This is a genomic window from Rathayibacter sp. PhB127 (assembly GCF_003751665.1).
GTDB classification, from domain to species: domain Bacteria; phylum Actinomycetota; class Actinomycetes; order Actinomycetales; family Microbacteriaceae; genus Rathayibacter; species Rathayibacter festucae.
This window is the reverse complement of the sequence record NZ_RKHW01000003.1, coordinates 61,891-88,074: the sequence shown is the minus strand read 5'-3', so window position 1 is coordinate 88,074 and position 26,184 is coordinate 61,891. Positions and strand designations below refer to the sequence as shown.

Here is a 26,184-nt window from a genome sequence, read left to right as displayed (position 1 = left end):
CGGGGGGCCGAGCGGCGGGAGCCCGTCGAAGGACGCCCGCTCCGGGCTCGCCGGGATGATGGGCGGCTCGCTCGGCCGCAACATCGGCCTGGTGCTCGCGCTGGTCATCCTCTGCGTCGTCGGGTTCGCCACCGCGGGGGAGCGCTTCGCCAGCGTCGACAACGTGCTGACGATCCTCCGCCTGGCCGCCGTGATCGGCGTGCTCAGCATCGGCATGACCTTCGTCATCACCTCGGGCGGCATCGACCTCTCGGTCGGCTCGGTGATGGGGCTTGCGACGGTCTGGGCCAGCACCGTGTCGACGCAGTACTACGCGGCGAACACCTCCTGGCTGGTCATCGTGCTGACCGCGGTGCTGGTGGGCCTGGTCTGCGGACTGATCAACGGGGCGCTGATCGCCTACGGCCGCGTGGTCGCCTTCATGGCGACGCTGGCGATGCTCGTCGCGGCCCGCGGCTTCGCGGAGCTGATCTCCAACCGGCAGACGCAGATCGTCACCGTCGACCCGTTCCTCGACTTCTTCCGCGCCGACGTGCTCGGCATCCCGGTCCTCGTGCTGATCTTCGCGCTGGTCGCGGTGGCCGGCTGGATCCTGCTCAACCGCACCACCTTCGGCCGCCGCACCGTCGCGGTCGGCGGCAACCCGGAGGCGGCCCGCCTCGCCGGCATCAAGGTCCGCCGGCACACCATGTACGTCTACGGCCTCGCCGGACTGACCGCGGGCATCGCCGCGGTGATGATGCTCGCCCGCACCACGGCCGGCTCCTCGACCAACGGCACGCTCTACGAGCTCGACGCCATCGCGGCGGTCGTGGTCGGCGGCACCCTGCTCGCCGGCGGCCGCGGCACGATCGTCGGCACCGTGTTCGGCGTCCTGATCTTCACGACCCTCACCAACGTCTTCACGCAGAACAACATGTCGACCTCGGCCCAGGCCGTGGCGAAGGGCGCGATCATCGTCGCCGCCGTCCTGCTGCAGCAGCGCTTCGCCGCCCGCGGCAAGTCCTGACCCGACGGGCCGCCGGCCCCACCTCTTCTCGGGGCGCTCGCCCCGCTTCCCAGCACCGACAGCATCCACCTCGACCACTCCGGTCACCCTCCGCAGGCACCGCTGTGCCCTGCGGCCCCTCATGGATCCATCGAAGGAGATCACTTCCATGTCCGTTCGCCACCCCTCCGGCTCCCGCCTGGACCGCACCACCCGACTGGGCCGCACCACTCGACTGGGCCGCACCGCCCGCCTGGGCACCGCCGGCTTCGCCTTCGGCGCCGTCGCGCTGATGCTCACCGGCTGCATCTCCAACGCCCCCGTCGAGACCGGGAACGCCTCCGGCGGCGGCACCGCCGCCGCGGTCGCCGCCTCGGACAACGACGCCTCGGGCGACAACGTGGTGATCGGCTTCACCGCTCCCGCCGCCGACCACGGCTGGATGGGCGCCGTCAGCCGCGCGGCCATCGCCGAGGCCGAGAAGTACGACGACGTGGAGCTGCGCACCGCGGAGGGCACCAACGACGTCAACCTGCAGATCAGCCAGGTCGAGACCTTCATCAACGACGGCGTCGACGCGATCGTGCTGCTGCCGATCGACGGCGCGGCGCTGACCGAGGTCGCGACCGAGGCGATGGAGGCGGGCATCACCGTCATCAACGTCGACCGCGAGTTCTCCAGCCCGTTCGCCGCCCGCTCGACGGTGCTCGGCGACAACTACGGCATGGGCGTCAGCGCCGGCACCTACCTCTGCGAGCAGCTCGGCGACAACCCGGACGCGGTCGTCGCCGAGATCGCCGGCATCGACTCGCTGCCGCTGACCCAGGACCGCAGCCAGGGCTTCGCCGACGCGCTCTCGGGCTGCGGGCTCGACGTGGACAACCGCGTCGCCGCCGACTTCACCGTCCAGGGCGGCGAGCAGGCCGCGGCCAACCTCCTCCAGGCGGCGCCGCAGATCGACGCGATCTGGAACCACGACGACGACCAGGGCGTCGGCGTCCTCGCGGCGATCGACACCGCGGGCCGCGACGAGTTCATCCTCGTCGGCGGCGCCGGCTCGGCGAACGTGATGCGCTCGATCGAGGCCGACGACTCCGTGGTCAAGGCCACGGTCGTCTACCCCTCGACCCAGGCCGCGGACGGCATCAAGCTCGCCCGCCTGATCGAGCAGAACAAGTCGATGAGCGACACCACCTCGCTCGGCGTCCCGCGCCAGATCCAGCTCTTCGCGCCGGTCGTCACCAAGGACAACGTCGCCGAGTACCTGCCCTCGGCCTTCGAGTCCTGATCCGCTGACCCGCTCGGACCACTGATCCGCTCGGACCACTGATCCGACCGGCCCACTGACCCGCCGGCGCGGGGGAGACCCCGCGCCGGCCCGGACCAGCCGGAACCGCCCCTCTATTAAGAGGAGCGACCGGCGCCACGACAGCATCCCGCGAGAGGAGGCGACGACGAAGACATCGGCCCACGGGCCGACCAGGGGAGACCGGATCCGCACGTCGTGCGGACAGAGACGGATCCGGCCTCTGCGATGAACACCTCGTTGAAGGAATCACATCACGCATGAATGGTAAGCGATCCACGAAGAGAAGCATCAGGTCTCTCTTCGCCCTCGGCATCGCCGGAATGGTGACGGTCTCCGGACTCACCGCTCTCGGCCTGCCCGCCTCGGCCCACGACGGAGTGGACCACGGCTCGGAGCCGGGCGCGGAGTCCGCGCTCGACTGGAGCAACTACGAGAAGGTGCTGCTGACGAAGAACGTCGGCGAACCGATCGACCTCGCCGTCCTCCCGGACAAGTCGGTCCTCCACACGGCACGGAACGGCGAGATCCGCCACACCGATCCGAAGACCGGCACCACGCGCGTCGTGGCCACGATCCCCGTCTACCAGAACTCGGAGGACGGACTCCAGGGCGTCGGCGTCGACCCCGACTTCGCCGAGAACCAGTGGGTCTACCTGGTCTACGCGCCCCAGAGCGGCACGCCGACCGGTGCGGCCCCGAACATGCTCCCCGCGGGTGAGGACGAGAGCTACTGGGACCAGTGGAAGGGCGTCAACCGCCTCTCCCGGTTCAAGTGGACCGGCTCCGGTCTCGACCTGGGCAGCGAGCAGAAGATCATCGAGGTCGAGGCGCAGCGCGGGCAGTGCTGCCACGTGGGCGCCGACTTCGACTGGGACGCCGACGGCAACCTGTACCTCTCGACCGGTGACAACACGCCGGCGAGCGCTCCGGGGGCCGCGGGCTTCGCGCCGAACAACGACGCGCCCGGCATGAACCCCGGCTTCGACTCGCGTCGCGGTGCGGGCAACACGAACGACCTGCGCGGCAAGATCCTCCGGATCACGGTCCAGGAGGACGGCTCGTACACGATCCCCGAGGGCAACCTCTTCCCGGTGGGCACCGAGAAGACCCGTCCCGAGATCTTCGTGATGGGCGTGCGCAATCCGTTCAAGATCGACGTCGACGCCGAGACGAACACCCTCTCCTGGGGCGACTACGGGCCCGACGCGACGAAGGCCGCAGCGGCCGACGGCGTGCGCGGCCCGATGGGTCTCGTCGAGTGGAACGCGACCGGTCTCGATCAGCCGCAGAACTCCGGCTGGCCCTACGTGCACGGCCCGAACCTGCCCTACAACGAGTGGAACTTCGAGACGGCGACGCCCCGCGGCTTCTTCGACCCGCAGAACCTCAAGAACAACTCGCGCTGGAACACCGGCCTCGTGGACATCCCGGCGGCCACGCCGGCGACCGTCTACTACGGCGACAACCCCGGCGACCAGCCGTTCGACGAGCTCGTGAACTTCGGCACCGGCACCGGCCAGGGCCCGATGGGCGGCCCGGTCTACCACTTCGACGAGGAGAACACCTCGACGTCGAAGTTCCCGGCCTACTGGAACGAGAAGACCTTCTTCGGCGAGTTCTCGCAGGACTACATCGCGGCGTTCACGCTCGATGAGGACCGCGCGGTCACGCACATCGAGGACTTCCTGCCCAACGCGGCGCTCACCCAGGCCGCGCAGCCGATCCACGACAACCCCATGGACATGGAGTTCGGCCCCGACGGGTCGATGTACGTGCTCGAGTACGGCGACGGCTTCTTCCGCGCCAACCCCGACGCCGGCCTGTACCGGATCGACTACGCCGAGGGCAACAAGGCCCCCCAGGCGCGCTTCACCGCGACGCCGCTGTCCGCCTCCGAGACGCCGCTCGAGGTGACGTTCGACGCCACGGGATCCTCCGACCCCGAGGGCGACGCGCTCACCTACGACTGGGACTTCGACGGCAACGGCACCTTCGACGCCACGGGCGTCACCGCGAAGAACACCTACACCGAGCTCGGCCAGTTCACGGCCCGCCTGCGCGTCACCGACGCCAAGGGCAAGTTCAGCCTCACCTCCCGGGTGATCTCGGTGGGCAACCAGGCGCCGCAGATCGAGATCACGACGCCCGGCAACGGCTCGTTCTTCGAGTGGGGCGACGCGATCCCCTACCGGGTGACCGGCCGTGACGCGGAGGACGGCGACCAGATCGTCGGCAGCCGCGTGGGCTGGACCTACGGTCTCGGCCACGACGAGCACGCCCACCCCGAGGTCACCGGCACCGGTGCCACGGGAGCGTTCCCGACGTCCGCCGACTCGCCCGAGCACGGCCCCGGCGCGCTGCTCTACGGCACCGTCGTCGTGACCTACACGGACGCCGGCTACAACGGACTGCCCCCGGCCGCGGCCGAGGCGACGCTGCGGCTGAATCCGAAGACGCAGGAGGCGGAGCACGCCGCCCGCGAGGGCGTCCTGCCCTACGCGGACACCACCGCCAGCGGCGGCAACGCGGTCAGCGGACTCGGTGCGGGATCCTTCCTGCGCTGGGACCCGGTGAACCTCGCGAACCTGACCGGCGCCGTGGTCCGCGCCACCGGTGAGGGCACCGTCGACCTCCGCTGGAACGCCGCCGACGCGGCGCCCTTCGGAACGGCGACCATCCCCGCCGGCGCCGGCTGGCAGGACGTCCTCGTGCCGTTCTCCGGCCAGCCCACCGGCACCGGCTCGCTCTACGTGACCTCGCCCTCCGGCCTGTCGCTCGACTCCCTCACCTTCCAGGGTGCGGGTGCCGGCGACAAGACGGCGCCGACCGTCAGCGCGACCCTCGACCCCGCAGCGCCCACCGGCGTCGGCGGCGTCTACAACCGCGCGGTGAACCTGAACCTGGCGGCGGCCGACAACGGCGCGCTCGCCAGCGTGCAGTACTCGGTCGACAACGGGACGACGTGGACCACGGTCCGCGCCGCGAACGGCGCCTACTCGGTGCCCTTCACCACCAACGGCGCCCGCACGGTCCAGTACCGCGCCACCGACACCGGAGGCAACGTCTCCGCGGTCGGCACGGTCTCGTTCACGATCGACCTCGCCGCGGGGAACGCGCCGACCGTCGACTCGACCACGACCGTGGCGCTCGGCGCCCCGCGCGTCGTCTTCGGCGCCCCCGGATCGGCGACGGTCACCGTCTCCGGTCAGGGCGGCACCCCCGGCGGCGAGGTCGTCCTCTACGAGGGCGACACCGAGATCGGCCGCAGCGCCCTCGAGGGCGGGAAGGCGACCATCGCCCTGCCGCAGACCCTCGGGGCGGGAACGCACACCTTCCGCGCGGCCTACGGAGCGGACGGCACCTTCAAGGCCTCGGCCGGCACCGCCCGCCTGATCGTGTCGAAGGCCGACTCCGTGCTCACCGCGACCGTCTCGCCGAACCCGGTCAAGCCGGGCGCCAGCGCGCAGGTCTCGGTCGAGTCGACGACGTCCACCGGCGTCGCCGGGACCGGCCAGGTCACCGTGATGGTGAAGAGGAACCTCTCCACCGTCGCGATGCTCACCGGCACCCTCGACGAGAACGGGAAGGTCGTCCTGACCCTGCCGAAGCTCGCGGCGGGCAGCTACAAGCTGACCGTCACCCACACCGCCACGGCGAACACCAACGCCGCGTCCAGCCTGCTGAACCTCACCGTCCAGCAGTAGCCGCGGCGGGACCTGCCGGCTCGCGCCGAGAGCCCGGGCCGGCCGGTCCCCCCTGATCCATCTGCATGTTCCGTTTCGAAGGAGAGACAATGCACCACCACCACGGATCCATCACGGCGAAGCCGATGAGCCGACGCGCGCTGATGACGGCGCTCGCCGCCTCCACGGTCGCCGTCGGAGTCGGGGCCGGCGCGCTGGCGCCCGGCGCCCTCGCCGCTCCCGCCCCCTCGTCCGGCGCCAACCGGCTCGTCCCGATCAACCGGATCGGGATCCAGCTCTACAGCGTCCGCGACAAGGTCTCGTCGATCGGCTTCCGGGCCGTCTTCGAGGAGCTGGGCCGCATCGGCTACAGCGAGATCGAGTTCGCCGGCTACACCCAGGGCAACGTCGGCGCGATCACCCCCCAGGAGATCCGCCAGCTGCTCGACGACAACGGCCTGCGGGCCGTCGGCTCGCACGTCGGCACCAACCTGCTCCGCTCGGAGCTGGGGAAGCAGATCGAGATCGCGCAGATCCTCGGCACCCCGCACCTCGGCACCGGCAACGCGCCGACCAACGTCAACACCGTCGCGGGCTACCGCGCCGCTGCCGACGAGTGGAACGCCTGGGGCCAGCAGGTCTCGGCCGCGGGCATGAAGCTCTACCAGCACAACCACGCGGGCGAGTTCGCCTTCGGCTCGGACGACCCGAACACGCGCCTCTACGACGTGTTCTACGACAACACCGACCCGAAGCACGTGTTCCTCGAGATGGACGTCTACTGGGCCTACGTGGGGAAGAAGCTCTACCCGGGCTTCGAGCCGCTCGACTACATCAAGCGCAACCCGCGCCGCTACCCGATCCTGCACCTCAAGGACGGCAAGACGAACAACGCCAACACCAACGGCTACGACATCATCGAGTTCGGCGCGGGAAACCTGCCGTACCAGGCGTTCCTGTCGGAGCTGCGCGACCGCGGCCAGCGCTACGGCGTCTGGGAGCAGGACACCGCGCCCACCCAGGCCGTCGCGCCCAACCCGGTGAACTCGCTCGGCAACGCCGCGCGCAGCTACGACGCCATCGAGGCTCTCCGTGGCTGAGTCCTCGCGCCGCGCCGGCGCCTCCCTTCCCCGCACCACCACGCGCACCGGCGCACCGAGGAGAACCCCCATGAAGTGGAAGACGACCACGGCGGTCCTCGCGGCCGCCTCCCTCGCGATGGTCGCCGCGCCGTCCGCCTTCGCGGCGACGACGGAGTGCACGACCGAGCTCGGCAACACGACGATCGCGGGCGACCTCACCGTCGCCGCCGGCGAGACCTGCGTACTGGGCAACGTCGTCGTGCAGGGCTCGATCACCGTCGGCGACGACGCCTGGCTCGACGCCACCTCGGCGACGATCGAGGGCGACGTCATCGGCACGGACGCGTACGGCATCTCGATCGACGGCACCAGCGTCGGCGGCGACGTCGTGTCGTTCTCCGAGGGCTCGCGCGCCGGCTTCCTCTACCTCCGCGACCTCACCGTCGCGGGCATGGTCGAGGCGGGCGGCATCGACTTCGAGCTCAGCGACGTCTCGGTTGACGGCTCGGTCAGCACCGATGCGGCGAACTACGTCGACGTGGCGCGCACCAGCGTCGGCGGCGACGCGACCTTCGCCGGCAGCGACTTCGGCGTGAGTGTCGGCGGCGCGATCGTCGGCGGCTCGCTGACGGTCAGCGGATCCTCGCGCGGTGTGCTCCTCGGCGCGAACGAGGACGGCTCCGCGGCCGCGCTCGGCAACACCGTCGGCGGGAACCTCGTGCTCTCGGGCAACTCCGGCAACGTCCAGCTCGCGGGCTCGACGGTCGGCGGGCGGATCACACTCGCGGAGAACGCTCCGGCGGTCAACTTCGGCGCGGGCAACACCGCCGCCGGAGTGGACGGGGACTTCACCGGCACGGCCGCCGGCGCTGCGGCGCAGGGCGACCAGGCCGTCGCGGTCATCGTGCCGGACGCGCGCGAGGGCGAGCTGACCTGGAGCCTCGAGGGCACCAGCAACCTGGTGAACCTCGGTGTCGCCGAGGAGCAGGGCGACCACTTCGCCGCCTCGGGCGAGCTCGTGCCGGTCCGCGTGACCGACTCGCGCCTGTCCGGACCGGAGTGGTCGGTGACCGCTCAGATCAGCGACTTCCGCGCCGGCGACCAGACGGTCTCGGGCAAGTACCTCGGCTGGACCCCGAAGGTCCTCGAGAACGAGGGCGGTGCCGTCGCCGGCGCCCCCGTCGTCTCCGGGTTCGTCTCGGGCGAGGGCCTCGCCACCGCCCGCGTCCTCGGCTCCGCCGCGGCCGGGCACCCGACCGGATCCTCGGTCCTCGGCGCCGACCTCGACCTGCAGCTCCCGCTGTCGGTCGGAACCGGCACCTACACGGCGACGCTGACGCTCACCGCGCTCGGCTAGCCCCCCTCGGCCGGCCGCCGGAGCCCCGGCGGCCGGCCCCCCCTCCTTCCTCCTCCGCGAGATGCCACTTGTGCACGCCTGACACGGCGTGTCGCGTGCACAAGTGGCATCTCGCGGGGGGACCCACCCGCCTCGAAAGGCTGGACGATGATGTTCCGCTCCACACTCCGTTCGCTCGGTGTCCTGCTCGTCGTCGGGCTCGGGGCCGCTGTGCTGCCGGCGCAGGCCCTCGCGGAGACGGCGAGCTCGGCGGTGACCTGGGGGGTGCGGCCCGCCGACACCGAGCAGGGCAGCGACCGGCCGAACTACGCCTACGCGCTCGAGCCGGGCGGGCAGCTGAGCGACGCGCTGATCGTCTCCAACTACGACGACGAGGAGCAGACCTTCCGCGTCTACGGCTCCGACGGCTTCATCACCGAGGCGGGTCAGCTCGATCTGCTGCCGGCCGCCGAGCCGTCCACCCAGCTGGGCAGCTGGATCTCCTTCGAGGCCCCGGACGTCGTCGTCCCTGCGGGCGAGAGCGTGCAGATCCCGTTCCAGCTCGAGGTGCCGGCCGACGCCGTGCCGGGCGACTACGCCGCGGGGGTCGTCTCCTCGATCCTCGTCCAGGGCGAGACCGGGGTCTCGGTCGACCGCCGCCTCGGCTCGCGGATGTACCTCCGCGTCGGCGGCGACCTCGCCCCGCGCCTCTCGGTCGACGGCCTCGCCGTCTCGTACCAGGGCGAGTGGAACCCGTTCGCTCCCGGGACGACCACCATCGACTACACCGTCACCAACGCGGGCAACACCCGCCTCGCCCCGGGCGCCGAGCTCGCGGTCTCCGGTCTCCTCGGCCTCGGCAGCGTCGCCGCGACCGATCCGGAGCCGCTGCCCGAGCTGCTCCCGGGCAGCTCCACCAGCCGGAGCGTCACCGTCGCCGGGGTCTGGCCGCTGTTCGTCGCGACCGCCCGGATCGCGCTGACCGGCACCGTCGTCACCGCCGACTTCGCGGGGCAGGCCGCCGACCCGGCCGCCGTGCCCGAGGTCGCCGCCGTCTCCTCCGAGGCCTCGACCGCGGCCGTGCCGTGGAGCGCGCTGCTGCTGCTGGCGCTGCTGATCGGGCTGATCGTCCTGGCGGTCGTGCGCCGCCGCCGCCGCGCCGCGGGCGAGCAGCGCCGGATCGACGCCGCCGTCGCCGCCGCGGTGGCCGGCGCCGCGACGCCTCCGCGAGATGCCACTTTTGACGAGGAATCACGGCGTGTCGAGCTCACAAGTGGCATCTCGCGGGAGACGACCGACCCTTCCGCGACAGACCCGGCAGCGACCGACCCTTCAGCGACCGGCCGGGCGGGGGTGCGCTCCTGACCTCCGTCGTCGCCGGGGCGCCAGTCGCCGGCGAGGGCTCAGTGCTCGGCGAGGGCGCTGCGCTCGGCGAGGCGTCAGCGCTCGGCGAGGCTCTGCTCGCGGAGCTGCTCGAGGAAGGCGTCGACGTTGCTCGGGCCGAGGAGGTGCTGCCGCAGCATCAGGGCCGCGCCGCGGACGCCGCCGCTGCCGCCGAGCTCGGCGGTCACCACGTGCAGGCGCTGGGTCGCCAGCGGCAGGGAGCGCCGGTCGACGACCTCGCGCACCCCGGCCAGGATCTCCGGGGCGGCGAGCGCGACGCTGCCGCCGAGCACGATCACCGACGGGTTCAGCAGGCTCACGCAGGTGGCGAGGACCTCGCCGATCTGCAGGCCGGCGAGGCGCGCCGCCTCGATCGCCTCCGGGTCGCGGTCGCGCAGGAGCGCCAGCAGATCGCGGACCGAGTGCACGTCGCGGCCCGCCTCGGCCAGCGCGCGCACCAGGGCCCCGCCGCTCGCGAGCGCCTCGAGGTCGCCGTCGCGGCCGTCCGCCGCCTCCGGAGCGGTGCGCGGCACCTGGACGTGACCGAGATCGCCGGCCGCGCCGAGCGCACCGCGCTGCAGGACGCCGCCGGAGACGATGCCCGAGCCGATGCCGGTGCTGATCTTCACGAAGATCAGGTCCTGCGCGTGCGGGAAGCGCGAGGCGCGCTCGCCGAGGGCCAGAAGGTTCACATCGTTGTCGACGAGCACGGTGGTGTCGACGCGGCGGCGGATGTAGCCCGGGATGTCGAAGCCGTCCCAGCCGGGCATGATCGGCGGGCGCACCGGGCGGCCGCTCGCGTGCTCGACCGGGCCGGGCACGCCGAGGCCGAAGCCGGCCAGCGCCTCGGGCGCCAGGTGCGCATCGGCGAGGATCTCGTCGCAGACGTCGAGCGCGTGGTCGAGCACCCGGATCGGGCCCTGCGCGATGTCGAGCTCCTCGCGCCGCTCGACGACGATGCGGCCGTCGAAGTCGGTCAGCGCGATCGTCGAGTGCGTCGCGCCGAGGTCGATGGCCAGGAACGCGCGGACCGACGGATCGAACACCAGCCGGGCCGATGGGCGGCCGCCGGTCGACGGCGCCCGGTCGAGGTGCGTGATCAGTCCGAGCTCGAAGAACAGGTCGAGCCGCGTCATCACCGCCGTGCGGGCGAGTCCCGTCTCCTCGACCAGCTCCGCGCGGGTACGCGGACGGCCGTCGGCGAAGAGCCGCAGCAGGTCGCCGGTCTGCGAGCCGGCCCGCACGCCCACGCTCAGCGCCCGCCGGTCGTGCACACGTCGTCCGGGCGACGGCAGGCGACTGCTCGGGAGGTCGGGTGGCGGCTCGGCACACCTGAGGAAAGCAGTCGCCGCGAGGTGACGCAATCTCGACGCGCAGTGAGACCCCGAATGACGTCCCCCTCATGAAGTCCACAGACAGGAGAGAACGATGACCTCGTCCACCACCACCGGCACTGCCCCCACCACTGACCGCGCCCCGCAGCAGGAGCGCATCGGCCTCTGGCTGATCGGAGCCCGAGGCAGCGTCGCCACCACGGCCGCCGTCGGCCTGCACGCCATCGCCTCGGGCGCGGCGCCCAGCAACGGCTGCGCCACCGCGACGCCCGCCTTCGAGGACGTGCCGCTCGCCGGCTTCGACGCGATCGTGATCGGCGGGCACGACGTCTCGTCGACCCCGCTGCTCGAGAAGGCGATGGGCCTGGCGGCCGGCGGGATGTTCCCGACCTCGGTCGTCGCCGAGGTCGCCGACCGGCTCGACGCGACCGACGGCGAGATCCGGCGCTCCTTCGGCGTGGAGGGCGGCTCGCAGCAGGACGAGATCGACCGTCAGGCGGCCGACATCGTCGAGTTCCGCGAGCGGCACGCGCTCGCCCGGGTCGTCGTGATCGACGTCGCCTCGACCGAGGTGCTGCCGCAGGACCGCCCCGAGTTCCACGACCTCGCCGCCCTGCGCGCCGCGCTCGCCCGGCCCGGTGAGACCGTGCTGCCGCCGAGCTCGATCAGCGCGCTCGCCGCGGTGACCGCCGGCTCGCCCTACGTCTGCTTCACCCCCTCCACGGCGCTCGCGCTGCCCGCGCTCGAGGAGTGGGCCGCGGAGGCGGGCATCCCGATCGCGGGACAGGACGGCAAGACCGGCGAGACCCTGCTCCGGAGCGTGCTCGCGCCGATGTTCACGGCGCGCGGGATGCGCGTGCTGTCCTGGGCGGGCGCGAACCTGCTCGGCGGCGGCGACGGCCAGACCCTCGCCGACCCGGAGGCGGTGCGCTCGAAGCTGGTCTCGAAGAACCGCGGGCTCCGCAGCCTGCTCGGCGACGAGGTCGTCACTCCGCTGCACATCGACAACGTGCCGGACCTCGGCGACGTGAAGACCGCGTGGGACCACGTGCACGCCGAGGGGTTCCTCGGCTCGCGGATCACGGTGCAGACCATCTGGTCGGCCTATGATTCCGCGCTCGCCGCACCGCTGATCCTGGACCTGGCGCGCCTGATGTCGCTCGCCGACGCGGCCGGCGTCAAGGGCCCGGTCGCGGAGCTGGGCTTCTTCTTCAAGGACCCGTGGGGGAGCGACGTGCACGGCTTCGCGGAGCAGACCGCCGAGCTGGTCGCCTGGTCGGCGCGCACCGGGGCGGCCGTCGTCCAGCGCTCGCTCGTGGCGGGCGGCGCGATCCGCCATGGCTGAGCTGCGCGACTGGCTCGAGCTCGTGCGCGCCAAGGCGGCGCTCTCGGTGCTCGGCGACACGGTAGCCGGAGCGGCGTGGGCCGGCCGGGCGCCCGGTGCGCGCACCGTCGCGCTGCCGCTCGCGTCCGCGCTCCTCTACTCCGCGGGCATGGCGCTGAACGACTACGCGGACGCGGAGCTGGACGCGGAGGAGCGGCCGGAGCGGCCGATCCCGTCGGGGCGGATCCGGCGCGGCGCCGCGCTCGGGCTGGCGGCCGGGCTCACCGGGGCGGGGATCGCGGTCGCGGCGCTGGTCGACGGGCGGCGCTCGCTCCTGCTGAGCGTGCCGCTCGCGGCGAGCATCTGGTCGTACGACCTGCTGGCGAAGCCCACTCCGCTCGGGCCGGTCGTGATGGCGGCCTGCCGCGGGCTCGACGTGCTGCTCGGTGCGGGGGCGGGCGGTGCGCGCGCAGCGGCTCCCGCTTCCGCCGCCGTCGCGGCGCACACGCTCGGAGTGACCGTGCTCTCGCGCGGCGAGGTGCACGGCACCCGCCCGGCGGTCGCGGGAGCGGCGGCGACCGGCACGGCCGCGCTCGCCCTCGCGCTGGGCGTCGGGGCGGTCCGCGCGAAGGGCGGCCCGGCTCTCGGCGCGGTCGTCGCCGTCGCGATCGCGCGCTGGATCGCGCTCGTGCTGGTCCCGCAGCTGCGCGCCGTGCGGACGCCCGACGCGGCCTCGGCCCGGACGGCCACCCGCTCGGGCATCGCGGGGATGGTCCCGCTGCAGGCGGCGCTCGCCGGGCTGCGGCGGCCGGAGCTCGGCGCGGCCCTGCTGGGGCTCGACGCGCTCGGCGCCGTCGTGCTGCGGCGCCCGAGGGTCTCGGCGGACATCACATGAGCGGGCAGGAGCAGAGCATGCGGGACAGCGCCGGCCCCGTCCTCAGCGCCGGCCCCGTCCTGGGCTACGGCACGAACGGCTTCGCCGACCACACCCTCGACGACGCCCTGACCGTGCTGCACGCCGCCGGCTACCGGGCGGTGGCGCTGACCCTCGGGACCCCGCACCTCGACCCGTTCGCCGACGACGTCCGCGAGCGCACCCTCGCCCTGCGTCGACGACTCGACGAGCTGGGCTTCCGCGTGGTGATCGAGACCGGGGCGCGCTACCTCCTCGACCCGTTCGCCAAGCACCGGCCGACCCTGGTCGACGAGGAGGCCGGACCGCGCCTGGCCTTCCTGCACCGCGCGATCGAGATCGCCGCGCTGCTCGGCGCCGACGCGGTCTCGCTCTGGTCGGGCGTGCTGCCCGAGGGGATGGAGCGCGCCCGCGGCTGGCGGCTCCTGGTCGAGCGGATGCGCGGCGTCGTCACCGAGGCGGAGCGCTACGGCGTGCGGCTGGGCTTCGAGCCGGAGCCGGGCATGCTCGTCGAGACCGTCGCGGACGCGCTGCTGCTGCGGCGCGAGCTCGGCGATCCGGAGGCGTTCGGCCTCACCGTCGACCTCGGCCACTGCGTGGTCGTCGAGCCGGACGGCGTCGTCGGCGCCCTCCGCAGCGCGGCCGGCCTGCTGGTGAACGTGCAGGTCGACGACATGCTGCCCGAGCGGCACGAGCACCTCGAGCTCGGCACCGGCGTGCTCGACCTCGCGGCCGCCTTCGCGACGCTCGAGGAGATCGGCTACCGCGGGATCGCCGCCGTGGAGCTGCCGCGGCACTCGCACGACGCGCCGCGCCTCGCGGTCGCGAGTCTCGCGGCGATGCGGGCGGCGATTGGGACCCGGGGGACCGGGGCGGAGTCGCCGCAGCACCCCTGGACCGCGACAGCCTGCGCCGTGCTCCGCGAGCAGCCGCGGCGGATCGACCGCTATTTCCCGGCCGCCGGTCGGGAGGCCGGCCGCGCGCCGCTCCGCCCGGACACGGATCCGCAGGGCCTCGTGCACGGCACCGAGGACGACGCGGCGCGCTCGGCGCTGATCGCGGCCGCCGCCTCGGCCCTCGACGACGAGGACCTGGCCGCCCTGCTCCTCCGGCTCTACCGGGGCGGCGACGACGCCGAGCGCCGCGGCGTGCTGGTCGGCCTGCACGCGCTGACCGCCGGCCGCGCGGGCGAGCCGCTCGCCGCGGCCGGCCGCGAGCTGATCGCGGACGCCCTGCGTGCCAACGACACCCGGCTGGTCGCCGCGGCGATGGGCCGCTTCGCCGAGGAGCACCTCGACGCGCACGCCTGGCGGCACGGCGTGCTCAAGCTCGTCTTCTGCGGCGTCCCGCTCGCAGCCGTCTCCGGTCTCGAGCGGCGGAGCGACCCCGAGCTCGCCGCGATGGCCGGCCGCTTCGCCGACGAGCGCCGCGCCGCCGGCCGCACGGTGCCGGACGACCTGGCGGTGCTCCTGCCGAGCTGAGGGACCCCGGCGCGTCCCTCGACACGACCGCCGGCCCCGCACACCATCACGACCCCTCACGAGAAAGGCGCGACGATGCGCATCTTCGACCCGCACATCCACATGACCTCCCGCACCACCGACGACTATCAGGCGATGCACGACGCGGGGGTCCGCGCCCTGGTCGAGCCGTCGTTCTGGCTCGGCCAGCCGCGCACCAGCGTCGGCTCCTTCACCGACTACTTCGACGCCCTGATCGGCTGGGAGCGCTTCCGCGCCGCGCAGTACGGCATCCGGCACCACTGCACGATCGGCCTGAACCCCAAGGAGGCGAACGATCCGCGCTGCCGCGAGGTGCTGCCCGAGCTCGACCGCTACCTCGCCAAGGACGGCGTCGTCGCGGTCGGCGAGACCGGCTACGACTCGCTGACCGCGGAGGAGGACGCGGTGTTCCGCCACCAGCTCGAGCTGGCGAAGGACCACGGCCTGCCCGTGCTCGTGCACACCCCGCACCGCGACAAGGCGGCGGGCACGCAGCAGACGCTCGACGTCGTCGCCGAGTCGGGGATCGACGCCGGCCTCGTCGTCGTCGACCACCTCAACGAGACGACCGTCGACCTCGTCCTGGGCTCCGGCTGCTGGCTGGGCTTCTCGATCTACCCGGACACCAAGATGGACGAGACCCGCCTGGTGACGCTCGTCGAGCGGATCGGCCTGGACCGCGTGCTGGTCAACTCCGCCGCCGACTGGGGCCGCTCAGATCCGCTGACCACCGCGAAGACCGGGCACCTGCTGCTCGTCGCCGGCTTCAGCGCCGCCGAGGTCGACCGGCTGCTCTGGCAGAACCCGATCGACTTCTACGGGCAGAGCGGACGGCTGAACCTCGACCCGATCCCGGGCTTCGACGCGGTCGACGCCATGGGGCGCAGCTTCGAGGGCAACTCGATCCTCCGGGGCGCGCCGCGCGTGGCGGAGGTCGTCTGATGCACCTCTCCTACTGCACCAACGTCCACCCGGCCGAGGACCTCGAGGGCGTCGTGCGCCAGCTCGACGTCTACGCCGGGCCCGCCCGCGTCGCCGCGGGGCTCGACACCGTCGGCGTGGGGCTGTGGATCCCGCGCGACCTCGCCGCCCGGCTGGTCGCCAGCCGCGAGGACCGCGCCGTGCTGCGCGCCGCGCTCGAGCGCAACGGCCTCGAGGTGCGGACGCTGAACGCCTTCCCCTACGCCGCCTTCCACGCCGAGGTGGTGAAGCTCGACGTCTACCGGCCCGACTGGACCACGCCCGAGCGCCTCGCCTACACGATCGACTGCGCGCGGATCCTCGCGGATCTGCTGCCCGCCGGCGCCGACGGCAGCATCTCGACGCTGCCGCTGGGCTGGCGCGAGGGCTGGGGCGCGGAGCAGGATGCGGCGGCGGTCCGGCAGCTCGCGCGGCTGGTCGACGAGCTGCGCGAGCTGCGGCGCTCGACCGGGCACGCGATCCGCCTGGCGATCGAGCCCGAGCCGGGCTGCATCCTCGACACGGTCGAGGACGTCGTCGCCTGGCTGCACCCGCGGATCGGCCTGGTCGACCCGGCCTACGTCGGCGTCTGCCTCGACACCTGCCACCTCGCGGTGTCGTTCGCCGACCCCACGGCGGCGGTCCGGCGGATCCGGGACGCGGGCCTGCGCGTGGTGAAGGTGCAGGCTTCGGCCGCGCTGCACGTCGCCGACCCGGCGGACCCGGCCGCCCGCGCCGCCGTCGGGGCCTTCGTGGAGAAGCGCTACCTGCACCAGACCCGCGAGAACGGCGCGGGCGGGGTGCTCCGCGTCGACGATCTGCCCGAGGCGCTCGACACGCTCCCCGGCGCCGGGCCGTGGCGCGTGCACTTCCACGTGCCGCTGCACCACCGGCCGGCCGCGCCGCTGTCGGCGACCACCGCGGTGCTCGCGGAGGCGGTCTCCGCGGTCGACGCCGCCTGGCCGTACGACGAGATCCACCTCGACGTCGAGACCTACACCTGGGCGGTGCTCGCGGACGCGCCGAGCGATCTGTCGGTCGGCATCGGCGCCGAGCTGGCCTGGGCGGCGGAGCACCTGCTGACCGCCCCGGCCCGCGCCGCGGTGCTGGCGGCGGGTGCCGCAGTCCCGGTCGCGGTCCTCGTCGCGGAGGAGGTCGCGCTGTGAGGCCCGTGCTGCTGATCGACGTGGTCGGCCTGACCGCGACGGCGCTCGCCGACATGCCGCGGCTGTCCCGGCTCGCCCGGGCCGGCGGGCAGCTGCCGCTCGACACGATCCTCCCAGCCGTCACCTGCAGCGTGCAGTCGTCGATGCTCACCGGCACGATGCCCGCGCAGCACGGGATCGTCGGCAACGGCTGGTACTTCCGCGACCTCGGCGAGGTGCACCTCTGGCGGCAGCACAACCGCCTGGTGACGGGGGAGAAGGTCTGGGAGACGGCCCGCCGGTTGTCCGACGGCGAGCCCTACCGCGCCGCCAACATCGGCTGGTGGTACGCGATGGGAGCGACGACCGACGTCACGGTCACCCCGCGGCCGATCTACCACGCCGACGGCCGCAAGTCGCCGGACGCCTACGTCCGCCCGCCGGCGCTGCACGACGAGCTGGTCGGGAAGCTGGGCGCCTTCCCGTTGTTCCAGTACTGGGGGCCGACCGCGTCGCTGCGCTCCACGCAGTGGATGGTGGACGCGACCCGGCACGTGCTCGCCGGCGACGGCTCCGGCCCGCCGCAGCTGACCACGGCGTACCTGCCGCACCTCGACTACGACCTGCAGCGCTTCGGGCCGGACTCGCCCGAGGCGCGGCGGGCGGCGTCCGAGCTGGACGTGGTGCTCGCCCCGCTGCTCGACGACGCGGAGGCGCTCGGTGCGTCGGTCGTGGTGGTGGCGGAGTACGGGATCGCGGCGGCGGACACCCCCGTGGACGTCAACCGGGCGCTGCGGCGCGAGGGCCTGCTCGAGGTGTACGTGCAGGACGGCCGCGAGCAGCTGGACCCGTGGACCTCGCGCGCCTTCGCGGTCGCGGACCACCAGATCGCGCACGTCTACGTGCCGGACGCGGCGGACCTGCCGCGGGTGCGCTCGCTGCTCGAGGCGCTGGACGGGGTGGACGAGGTGCTCGACCGCGAGGCGCAGGCGCGGTACGGCCTCGACCACGAGCGCTCCGGCGAGCTGGTGCTGGTGGCGCGGCCGGGCGCGTGGTTCACCTACTACTACTGGCTCGACGACGACCGCGCACCCGACTTCGCGCGCGGCGTCGACATCCACCGCAAGCCCGGCTACGACCCGGCGGAGCTGTTCTTCGACCCCGCCGACAAGCTGGTGAAGGCGAAGGCGGCCGGCAACCTCGCGAAGAAGGCCCTGGGCCTGCGCTACGCGATGAATCTCGTGCCGCTGGACGCGTCGCTGGTGCGCGGCACACACGGCCGACTGCCGGTGTCGGCGGCGGATACCCCGCTGGTTCTGACCTCGGACGCGGACCTGCTGCCGGCCGGCGCCGCATCGCTGCCGGTGACGGCGGTGCGCGACCTGGTGCTGGCGGCGCACGGCCCGGCACTGGCGCGCGCGGCGGCGTCGGCGCGGGCCTGACGCGGGGCCGGGCTCGAGGCGTTCCGAGTGGACGCGCAAAGGGCCTTCTCAGAACCGGGTGGGCCGCTGGCCCGCGACGGTGTCGGCGCGCGCGGCGACGATGTCGGGCAGCCGGGAGTGGCTCCGGATCCAGGCGGCGAGGTCGTCGTCGATGCACTGCGCCAGCTCGCACAGGTATCGGTGGTCGACCATCAGGTCCCGAGCATGTACCGGCTCGTGGTGTGCGGCTCGATTGCGGAGCAGTCGCAGCCGCTCCAGGCGCGCGTGCAGGTCGCCTCGGCGGCCGGTGAAGAAGGGGAACGCGCGCGCGAGTGCGGGCTCCCAGAGCGCGCGGTGGTAGCGGTTCACCAGGAGCCCCTCCCAGAACGACGCTCTCAGCTCAGCGACAACATGGCCGGCCGACCACTGTCCCGCGCCGCGACGCCGGTCGAGGAAGCGGATCGCGTCGTGGACCTGATCGCCTTCGTTCGCCCGGAGCGGCGCGACGTCCCACCACGACTCCCGTCCCCAGTGCGCCATAAGTGCTCGGTGCATCGCATTGCGCACACCGACGTCGAGGGCGGAGCTCGCTCCGAGGATCGCGGCGCTCGCCTCGATGTTCCAACTGTAGAGCCGGAGCGCGGCGGCCAGGTCGCCGGTGGAGGCGAGGTACGGGCCCAGGCGATCGCTCCCGATGACCGTTGGAAGGTTCGGCAGAGTCGCCGGGTCGACGGGCGTCATCCGGCGTCCGGGGCCGGAGTGGATCTCCGGATCCTGGTACCGTTCTTCACGTATGCCCCGGACGGGACGCGAGAGCGTCGGCGCGCCGGGGCGATCAACGTTAACGGGGTGCGGACGCTGTGCGTTCGATGACCGAGGAACATCCGTCGATCCTCGAGGGCTGGGTTCCCCGCCTCAAGAAGATGGCGCTCCGGCGGTCTTCCGGCGGGCGGCAGTCAATCTGCTGGGGCGGGATCGGCGCCGTCGAGGTCCGCGAGGTCGAGGACGAAGCGGTAGCGGACGTCGTTCGCCGCGAGACGCTCCAGTGCGGCGCCCACCTGCGCGGAGGGCAGCACCTCGACGTCCGCCGTGATGCCGTGCTCGCCGCAGAAGGCGAGCAGCTCGCGGGTGCTGCGGGTGCCGCCGCTGCCGCCGGAGGTGAGGCTCTTGCGGCCGATCAGCAGGTCGGTGACCTCCACGGGGACCGGCGCGAGCATCCCGAGGACGCTCAGCGTGCCGTCGAGAGCGAGGACGTGCAGGTACGGAGCGAGGTCGTGCGGGGCCGAGACGGTGTCGAGGACGAGATCGAGGCGTCCGCGCTGCGCCGCCATCGCCTCCTCGTCCTGTGAGACGACGACCCGGGTGGCGCCGAGCGCGAGGGCGTCGGCGGTCTTCGCGGCGGAGGTCGTGAAGACCGTCACCTCGGCGCCGAGCGCCCGGGCGAGCTTCACGGCGAGGTGGCCGAGGCCGCCCAGCCCGACCACGCCGACCCGTGAGCCGGGGCCGACGGAGTGCGCGCGCAGCGGCTCCCAGACGGTGACCCCCGCGCAGAGCAGGGGAGCGACGGCCGCCGTGTCGAGGCCGGCCGGCAGCGGGTAGGCGAAGCGGTCGCGGACCACGTACTCGCGCGAGAACGCGCCGAGCGTGGTGCTGCCGTCGTGCCGGTCGGTGCCGCCGTAGGTCAGGGTCGGGAACTCTCGGCAGAAGTTCTCCTGCTCGGCCGTGCACATGTCGCACGCGCCGCAGGAGTCGACGATGTTGCCGACCGCGACGCGGTCGCCCGGGGAGAACGCCGTGACGGCCGCGCCGACGCCGAGCACTGCGCCGACGAACTCGTGACCCGGGACGAGCGGGCCGGGGTCGGCGGCGGGGTCGGCGGAGTGCGCGGAGTGTGCGGCGTGGGTCCGGAGGGCGTGCAGATCGCTGCGGCAGACGCCGCAGTAGTCGACGCGAACGGCGAGGTCGTCGGGGCGGAGGGCGCGCCGCTCGATGACGGCGGGCGCGAGGCCGCCCCCGGCGGTGGCCGCGTAGGCGGTGGTGCTGGTCATCATGTGCTCGTCTCTACTAACCGGTTTGTTTTGTTTGACGCTAGCACTCGCGGGCGCCGGAGAACAGACCGGTCGGTAGTCTCGAGGGATGGGAGCGACACCGGCCACCAACAAGGGCGAGGCGACGCGTGCGCGGATCATGGCGGCGGCCACCGCCGAGTTCGCCCGCTACGGCATCGCCGGCGCGCGGGTGGACCGGATCGCGGCCGACGCCCGCAGCAACAAGGCGCAGCTGTACTCCTACTTCACCAGCAAGGAGCTGCTCTTCGACGCGGTCTTCGAGGCGTCGCTCGACCGGATCGTCGACGTCGTGCCGATCGACCCGACCGACCTCGGCGACTGGGCCGTCCGCCTCTACGACGAGTACCTGCGCCGCCCCGATCTGATTCGGCTCGCCACCTGGGCGCGCCTCGAGCGCCGCCCGGCCGGCCACCTCGTCGCCGACGACGAGGCGCGCGTGCGCGAGGAGGGCAAGCTCGAGGCGATCCGCGCCGCTCAGGCCGACGGCACGGTGGGCGTCGCGGCCGACCCGTTCGACGTGATGGCGCTGGTCATCGCGATGTCGATGGCCTGGTCGCCGGTGAGCAACGTCTACGCCGCCACGGCGGAGGAGGCCGCGTCGGAGCACGAGCGCCGGCGGACGCTGCTGCGCCAGGCGGTCGGCCGCGCGTTCCCGCCCGCCTGAGCGGGGGCGTCAGGCCGCGGCGACGCGCGCGGTGCCGGTACGGCGGGCGGCGGTGACACGGAGCAGGAGCGTCGCCACGAGCACGACGGCCGCAGCGATCAGCGCGGCGATGCCGGCGGGGATCGACACGAGCTCGCCGGAGAAGCGGCCGACCGCGACCCAGGCCAGGCCCCAGCAGAGCGACAGCATCGGAGCGATCCGGCCGCGTCCGGTGATGGCGATCAGCACGCCGATCAGTGCGGCGACGATCAGGACGACGATCGCCCAGGGTGCGGCGCCGGGCCCGTTGGCGCTGCCGATGCCCGCGCCGACGAGGCCGGCCGTGACGTTGGCGACCGTCGCGACGCAGACCCAGCCGAGGTAGAGGCCGAACGTGCCGTCGGTGAGGACCGCGTCGACGACGCCGCCGGTGCGGGTGCTGCGCAGGAGCATGAAGATCCGCGCGAGCACGGCGAGGAGCAGTGCGATCACCACGACGCTGAGCGCGAGCAGTCCGGCCTGCACGACCAGGATCCACGCCGCGTTCAGCAGGAGGCTCGCGGCGGCCCAGTAGCCGAGCCGGCGGTGGCGGGTGCGCGTGGTCTGCGACGGCAGGAACTGCCAAATCGCGTAGCCGAGGAGGCCGGCGTAGATGACGCTCCAGATCGCGAAGGCGGGTCCGTCGGGCGCGACCGGCGTCGAGGACGCGGACAGCGCACCGCCGGCGGCGTCCTGGATCTGCGTGCCGCCTGCTGCTCCCGAGCCGATGAACGAGCCGATCACCGCGAGCACGGCGCTGACGGCGACGGTCGACTGCCGGATCCGGTCCGCGCGGGTGGGGGATGTCGTGGCGGTCATGGCACTCCTCGATTAGTCAGCTGGCTGAGTAATGAGCGTAGCGTGCCGGGCGGTTCCGGCGCACGCGGCTTCCGGGCGCCGTCCGAGCCGCTCGGGGAGCGGGGCGTCGAGTTCCACCGTCTGGCGGGCCGGGTCTCGATACGCGCTGCGCGCTACTCGACCAGCATGTGCGGGCGCGTGCTGACCCGCGCTGCACGGGCTGCACGCGCTGCACGCGCTGCATGCGCTGCGCGCGTCAGCATGCGCTGCACGGGCTGCACGCTGATGCTCCGTGTAAGCGCTGCATGCTGATCGAGTAGCCCGCGGAGCGGGCGTATCGAGATCCCCCACCGTCAGAACGGTGCTGGCACAGTGTCGAAGCGCGGCCCCGGCGGCGGGTCGGGCGGCCGTCCGGGGAGCGGCGGCGGCCGGTTGCTGATCCGCCGGCCGGTCGGGCTCGTCCAGACGATCGTTCCGTCGTCGTGTCTGACGTACGTCCACTGGTCCCCGTGCCGGATGTGGTGGTGGGACGTGCAGAGCGAGACGAGGTTCTCCAGCGACGTCTCGCCGCCGTTGCGCCATTCGAGGGTGTGGTCGGCCTCGCTGGTGGCGGCGGGGCGGGTGCAGCCGGCGAAGCGGCAGGTCTGGTCCCGCAGCTGCAGGTGCAGGCGCATCTGCGGCGGCGGGACCCGGTAGGTGCGGCCGACGGAGACGACGGCGCCGGTCTCCGGATCGGTGAGGACCCGGGTGAAGGAGGCGGCTGTGCGGATCAGCTCTCGGGCGATCGGTGCGGGCACGGGGCCGTAGCCGTCGAGGTCCGCGGGAGCGTCGTCCAGGCCGACGGCCGTCGACGCGGCGAGGGTCAGCCGGACCTCGGCCCGCACTCCGGGGACGAAGGTCGGGTCCGGGCGGTGCTCGGGGTCCGGTGTCGTGCCGGCGATGTCGCCGTCGCAGAGGAGATCGACGGCCGCGTCGGCGCTGAGCTGCTGGAGGGTGCGGGGGTCGCCGTCGTCGCGGAGGGTGTGGGCGATGCGGCGCAGCCGGTCGTACGCGCCCGTCACCGCCGGCGCGGGGGCGTGAAGGCAGAGGGTCGCCATCCCGTCGACGTCCGGGGTGACCCAGACGGCGCGGTCCTCCCGGGCGCGGGCGTGCCGCTCGGTGAGGGGCTGCTCGTGCAGCTCCTCGCGCCAGCGGCTCAGGGCTCGGCGCAGCTGCGTGGTCGTCATCGAGAGGGCGGCGTCGGCAGCACGCTCGTCCAGTGCGGAGCGGGAGCTCTCGGGGAGGCTGCTCGCGGTCCTGCAGACGGCCTCGCCGACCTCCCAGAGGATCCGGCCGTCGCGGAGCAGGGCGCGGGTGAGGGGAAGGCGCTCCATCAGCATCTGCGCGGTCTCGAGGCGGCGGCAGACCTCCCGCTCGGACACGCCGAGCGTCACCGCGAGCTCGGCGCGGATGGAGCGCTCGACCAGGTCCCGGGTCTCGCTCCGGGACGTGCCGCGGGCGAACGCCTCCGGGACGGTGAGGGCGACGCGGTAGCCGCGGTGCATCCGTTCTGCGGCCCTGAGGCGCGTCGGGGAGGCGGCGCGCTCGGTGGCCGCGGCGTCGGTGAAGCAGTCGCGCACCTCCGCGAGTGCTGCCGCATTCTCATCTTCAGACATACGCGTATTGAAGCAGGAGCCACCGACACTGAGGTCGGAACTACGGGCTGATCGGGGACAACATCGTCGGAACCCGAGTGTGGAGGAGGCTCGCTCCCGGATCGGTGGTGGTGGGTCTCGATACGCCGCCGGAGGCGGCTACTCGACCAGCATGAGTGGGCCGCAGGAGGCGGCTACTCGGCCGGCGTGAACGCGGCGTGTCGAGCGCTCGGTCGGAATGACGCGCCGAGCCTCTAGCGTTGGCGTGTGCCCCTCCGTACGCCGCGCCCCCGACCGTGAGCGCGCTCGTCGCGCGGCTCGAGCGGCGGCAGGTCGCCGTGTACCTCGGCGCGATCGCCGCCGGCGCCGTGCTCGGGCTGCTGCTGCCCGCCGCGCGGCACTTGGAGGGCGCGATCGAGCCGGTGCTCGGGCTGCTGCTGTTCGCGACGTTCCTCGGCGTCCCGTTCGCGGCGCTCGGCCGCGCACTGCGGGACGTCCGCTTCCTCGCCGCGGTCGGCGTCCTGAACTTCGTGGTCGTCCCGGTCGTCGCGTTCGGGCTGTCCCGCTTCGTCGCCGAGAGCCCGGCGCTGCTCTTCGGGGTGCTGCTGGTGCTGCTGACGCCCTGCATCGACTACGTGATCGTCTTCGCCGGCCTCGCGGGCGGCGCGTCCGACCGGCTGCTCGCCGCGGCACCGCTGCTGATGCTCGCGCAGCTCCTGCTGCTCCCGCTCTACCTCCTGCTGTTCCTCGGGCCGGAGGGTGTCGCCGTGGTCGAGGTGGCCCCGTTCGCGCGGGCGCTCCTGCTGCTGATCGTGCTGCCGCTCACCGCCGCCGCGCTCGTGCAGGCGCTCGGCCGCCGGTATCGCGCGGGGCGGGTCGTCGAATCGACGATGCTCGGCCTGATGGTGCCGCTGATGGCGGCGACCCTCCTCGTCGTCGTCGCCTCGCAGATCGGCGCCGTCGGTGCCGCCGCCGGGAGGCTGCTCGTCCTCGTCCCCCTCTACGCCGCGTTCCTCGCGGTGATGGTCGCGGTCGGTCTCGGCGTCGCCCGGCTCGTCCGCCTCGACGTCCCCTCGTCCCGCGCGCTGGTGTTCAGCGGCGCCACCCGCAACTCTCTCGTGGTGCTGCCGCTCGCACTCGCGCTCCCCGCGCCGCTGGCACTCGCACCCGTGGTCGTCGTGACGCAGACCCTCGTCGAGCTGATCGGCATGGTCGTGCTCGTGCGGCTGGTCCCGCGCCTCGTCCCTCACCGGCCCACCCCCGAGTAGGGCCCGGCGCCCGGATCCGCTTCCCCGAGGCCGCCGCCCCGACCTACGCTCGGCCCTGCCCCCCGTAAGCCCTGCCGAGAGGACCCCGTCGTGCCCGACCTGCCTGCTCCCGCTGCGCCCCTCGCGCGCCGCACCCTCGTCGGAGCGGCGTGGGCCGCCCCCGTGATCGCCCTCGCCGTCTCCGCGCCGACTGCCGCGGCCAGCGGGACGCTCCCTCCGCTCGGTGCCCGCGCCGAAGGCCCCGCCGAGGACGTCGGGTCGGCCTCGACGGCGTACCGCGTGTACGTGACCAACACCGGCTCCACCCCGCTCGAGGGCGGGTCCGTGATCGTCGTCCTGCAGGACCCGGGGGACGGCTACTCGTTCGCCGGCTACAACGGGCAGCCGTGGAGCTACGCCGACGGGTTCCCGGAGGGGCGGATCGCCCTCCGCTACGACCCCGCGCTCGCGGCGGGCGAGGAGTCCGGCATCCTGCTGCTGCTGATCGCCAGCGACGATCGCACGCAGAGTCCGGTCCCCGTGGCGGACCTGGTCATCACCGCGCCGGGTTTCGACGTCGCGGTGCTGTCGCTCACGGTCCCGTACTGATCGGCCGCCGCACGTCCGACGTGTGAGCGCCCCGGGGCGACGATTGCCATCGATTGCACAAGATGAGGATTTTCTCATTCGGGGCAATCTTCATCAATCTTCGGCGATCGACCCGCTTGCCGTCAGTCGCCCGTGCAGTCAGTTGCCCGTGCAGAACACCCGGTCGGACCTGACCGACGCCGTGCTCTTCGCTCCGGTGCCGACGGAGCCCTCGGGGAGGGTCACCGTCGCGTTCAGGGTGAAGGCGCTGGTGATCGAGAGGGTGGTGCGCAGGCCCAGGGTGGAGCCCGCGGGCAGCGGACCGGTGAGGGTGACGAAGCGGGTGGTGCTGCTCGGGGAAGTGATCGTCGCGATGCTCGGGGTGGCCGTGAACACGCCGATGTTCGCGACGCCGCTGCCGACGATGGTGATCGTGGTCCCGACCGGCAGGTCGGCGGAGCCTGCGGTGAGCGTGAAGCCGGGGCCGAGGATCCCGGGACTGCCGCAGGTGCCGTTCAGGACGAAGGCTCCCACGTCGAGGCCGGACGCGGCGGCCGCGGGGGTGCCGACGGCGACGGCCACGACGGGCACGGTCCAGGCGGCGGCGGTGGTGACCGCCCGGCGGGAGACGCCACGGGGGGCGGGGCGGCCGGCGGGGCGGCTGGCGGGGGTGCGGACGTCGTTCATGGCGGCCTCTCGTGCGGCGGGGGAGGGGCTCCCGGGGGAAGAGGGCCCACGAGGGATCCTGGCAGGCGGCGCGCCCCGCCGCGCAGTGCCGGCGCGCCC

At 73.3% G+C, this 26,184-nt stretch carries 21 protein-coding genes; 15 read left to right on the top strand and 6 right to left on the bottom strand.

The genetic code is table 11. The features are described 5' to 3' along the window. Nucleotides 1-55 precede the first annotated feature (55 nt). From EDF22_RS15075 to EDF22_RS15050, 6 genes are all read left to right on the top strand, one after another. Entirely contained in the window at nt 56-1,009 is a 954-nt protein-coding gene (locus EDF22_RS15075) for an ABC transporter permease (protein ID WP_123705943.1), read from the top strand. A gap of 148 nt (nt 1,010-1,157) precedes the next feature. Continuing rightward, entirely contained in the window at nt 1,158-2,276 is a 1,119-nt protein-coding gene (locus EDF22_RS15070) for a substrate-binding domain-containing protein (protein WP_397460170.1), read from the top strand. Between the two features lie 278 nt (nt 2,277-2,554). Further along, nucleotides 2,555-6,001, top strand: a complete 3,447-nt coding sequence (locus EDF22_RS15065; protein ID WP_123705704.1) for a PQQ-dependent sugar dehydrogenase — start codon at nt 2,555-2,557, stop codon at nt 5,999-6,001. Between the two features lie 89 nt (nt 6,002-6,090). Then, on the top strand, nt 6,091-7,080 hold the full coding sequence (locus tag EDF22_RS15060; RefSeq protein ID WP_260303488.1) for a sugar phosphate isomerase/epimerase: 990 nt from the start codon (nt 6,091-6,093) through the stop codon (nt 7,078-7,080). Between the two features lie 70 nt (nt 7,081-7,150). Next, entirely contained in the window at nt 7,151-8,419 is a 1,269-nt protein-coding gene (locus tag EDF22_RS15055; RefSeq protein ID WP_123705703.1) for a hypothetical protein, read from the top strand. A 150-nt stretch (nt 8,420-8,569) separates the two neighbouring features. Next, a complete protein-coding gene (locus tag EDF22_RS15050) occupies nt 8,570-9,763 on the top strand; it encodes a hypothetical protein (protein ID WP_148059208.1) in 1,194 nt (397 codons plus the stop codon). A 74-nt stretch (nt 9,764-9,837) separates the two neighbouring features. Here EDF22_RS15050 and EDF22_RS15045 read toward each other — a convergent pair whose 3' ends face one another. After that, nucleotides 9,838-11,055 (bottom strand): ROK family protein, encoded by a 1,218-nt coding sequence (locus EDF22_RS15045; protein WP_260303486.1) that lies wholly within the window; start codon nt 11,053-11,055, stop codon nt 9,838-9,840. Between the two features lie 154 nt (nt 11,056-11,209). Here EDF22_RS15045 and EDF22_RS15040 point away from each other — a divergent pair, with 154 nt between their 5' ends. The 6 genes from EDF22_RS15040 (at nt 11,210) to EDF22_RS15015 (ending at nt 18,401) form a co-directional block, all read left to right on the top strand. Then, nucleotides 11,210-12,460, top strand: a complete 1,251-nt coding sequence (locus EDF22_RS15040) for an inositol-3-phosphate synthase (protein ID WP_123705701.1) — start codon at nt 11,210-11,212, stop codon at nt 12,458-12,460. Beyond that, nucleotides 12,453-13,334, top strand: coding sequence for an SCO3242 family prenyltransferase (locus EDF22_RS15035; protein WP_185038967.1), 882 nt, complete (start codon nt 12,453-12,455; stop codon nt 13,332-13,334). Before EDF22_RS15040 ends, EDF22_RS15035 begins: the two co-directional genes overlap by 8 nt. A 17-nt stretch (nt 13,335-13,351) precedes the next feature. Next, nucleotides 13,352-14,833 (top strand): EboA domain-containing protein, encoded by a 1,482-nt coding sequence (locus EDF22_RS21340; protein WP_123705700.1) that lies wholly within the window; start codon nt 13,352-13,354, stop codon nt 14,831-14,833. Nucleotides 14,834-14,908: 75 nt separating this feature from the next. Next, entirely contained in the window at nt 14,909-15,796 is an 888-nt protein-coding gene (locus tag EDF22_RS15025) for a TatD family hydrolase (protein ID WP_123705699.1), read from the top strand. After that, a complete protein-coding gene (eboE, locus tag EDF22_RS15020; protein ID WP_123705698.1) occupies nt 15,796-16,980 on the top strand; it encodes a metabolite traffic protein EboE in 1,185 nt (394 codons plus the stop codon). Before EDF22_RS15025 ends, eboE begins: the two co-directional genes overlap by 1 nt. After that, a complete protein-coding gene (locus EDF22_RS15015) occupies nt 16,977-18,401 on the top strand; it encodes an alkaline phosphatase family protein (protein ID WP_123705697.1) in 1,425 nt (474 codons plus the stop codon). Before eboE ends, EDF22_RS15015 begins: the two co-directional genes overlap by 4 nt. A gap of 48 nt (nt 18,402-18,449) precedes the next feature. Here the strand turns inward: EDF22_RS15015 and EDF22_RS15010 are convergent, their stop codons facing one another. Together EDF22_RS15010 and EDF22_RS15005 are read right to left on the bottom strand one after the other, a co-directional pair. Beyond that, on the bottom strand, nt 18,450-19,121 hold the full coding sequence (locus tag EDF22_RS15010; RefSeq protein ID WP_123705696.1) for a hypothetical protein: 672 nt from the start codon (nt 19,119-19,121) through the stop codon (nt 18,450-18,452). Nucleotides 19,122-19,336: 215 nt separating this feature from the next. Beyond that, nucleotides 19,337-20,428 carry an NAD(P)-dependent alcohol dehydrogenase gene (locus EDF22_RS15005; protein ID WP_123705939.1) on the bottom strand — a complete coding sequence of 364 codons (1,092 nt, stop codon included), beginning with the start codon at nt 20,426-20,428 and terminating at the stop codon, nt 19,337-19,339. Nucleotides 20,429-20,516: 88 nt separating this feature from the next. Here EDF22_RS15005 and EDF22_RS15000 point away from each other — a divergent pair, with 88 nt between their 5' ends. After that, nucleotides 20,517-21,113, top strand: a complete 597-nt coding sequence (locus EDF22_RS15000) for a TetR family transcriptional regulator (RefSeq protein WP_123705695.1) — start codon at nt 20,517-20,519, stop codon at nt 21,111-21,113. A gap of 9 nt (nt 21,114-21,122) precedes the next feature. Here EDF22_RS15000 and EDF22_RS14995 read toward each other — a convergent pair whose 3' ends face one another. Next, nucleotides 21,123-21,950 carry a tryptophan-rich sensory protein gene (locus EDF22_RS14995; RefSeq protein WP_123705694.1) on the bottom strand — a complete coding sequence of 276 codons (828 nt, stop codon included), beginning with the start codon at nt 21,948-21,950 and terminating at the stop codon, nt 21,123-21,125. Between the two features lie 332 nt (nt 21,951-22,282). Further along, entirely contained in the window at nt 22,283-23,584 is a 1,302-nt protein-coding gene (locus EDF22_RS14990; protein WP_123705693.1) for an HNH endonuclease signature motif containing protein, read from the bottom strand. Nucleotides 23,585-23,859: 275 nt separating this feature from the next. On the opposite strand from EDF22_RS14990, the gene EDF22_RS14985 reads away from it, so the two are divergent. Together EDF22_RS14985 and EDF22_RS14980 are read left to right on the top strand one after the other, a co-directional pair. Continuing rightward, the gene (locus tag EDF22_RS14985; RefSeq protein WP_123705692.1) at nt 23,860-24,831 is read left to right on the top strand and encodes a bile acid:sodium symporter; all 972 of its coding nucleotides are present in this window, start codon (nt 23,860-23,862) and stop codon (nt 24,829-24,831) included. A 90-nt stretch (nt 24,832-24,921) separates the two neighbouring features. Continuing rightward, a complete protein-coding gene (locus EDF22_RS14980) occupies nt 24,922-25,419 on the top strand; it encodes a hypothetical protein (protein ID WP_123705691.1) in 498 nt (165 codons plus the stop codon). Nucleotides 25,420-25,557: 138 nt separating this feature from the next. On the opposite strand, the gene EDF22_RS14975 is transcribed toward EDF22_RS14980, so the two are convergent. Then, nucleotides 25,558-26,085, bottom strand: coding sequence for a hypothetical protein (locus EDF22_RS14975; RefSeq protein ID WP_123705690.1), 528 nt, complete (start codon nt 26,083-26,085; stop codon nt 25,558-25,560). Between the last annotated feature and the right edge of the window lie 99 nt (nt 26,086-26,184).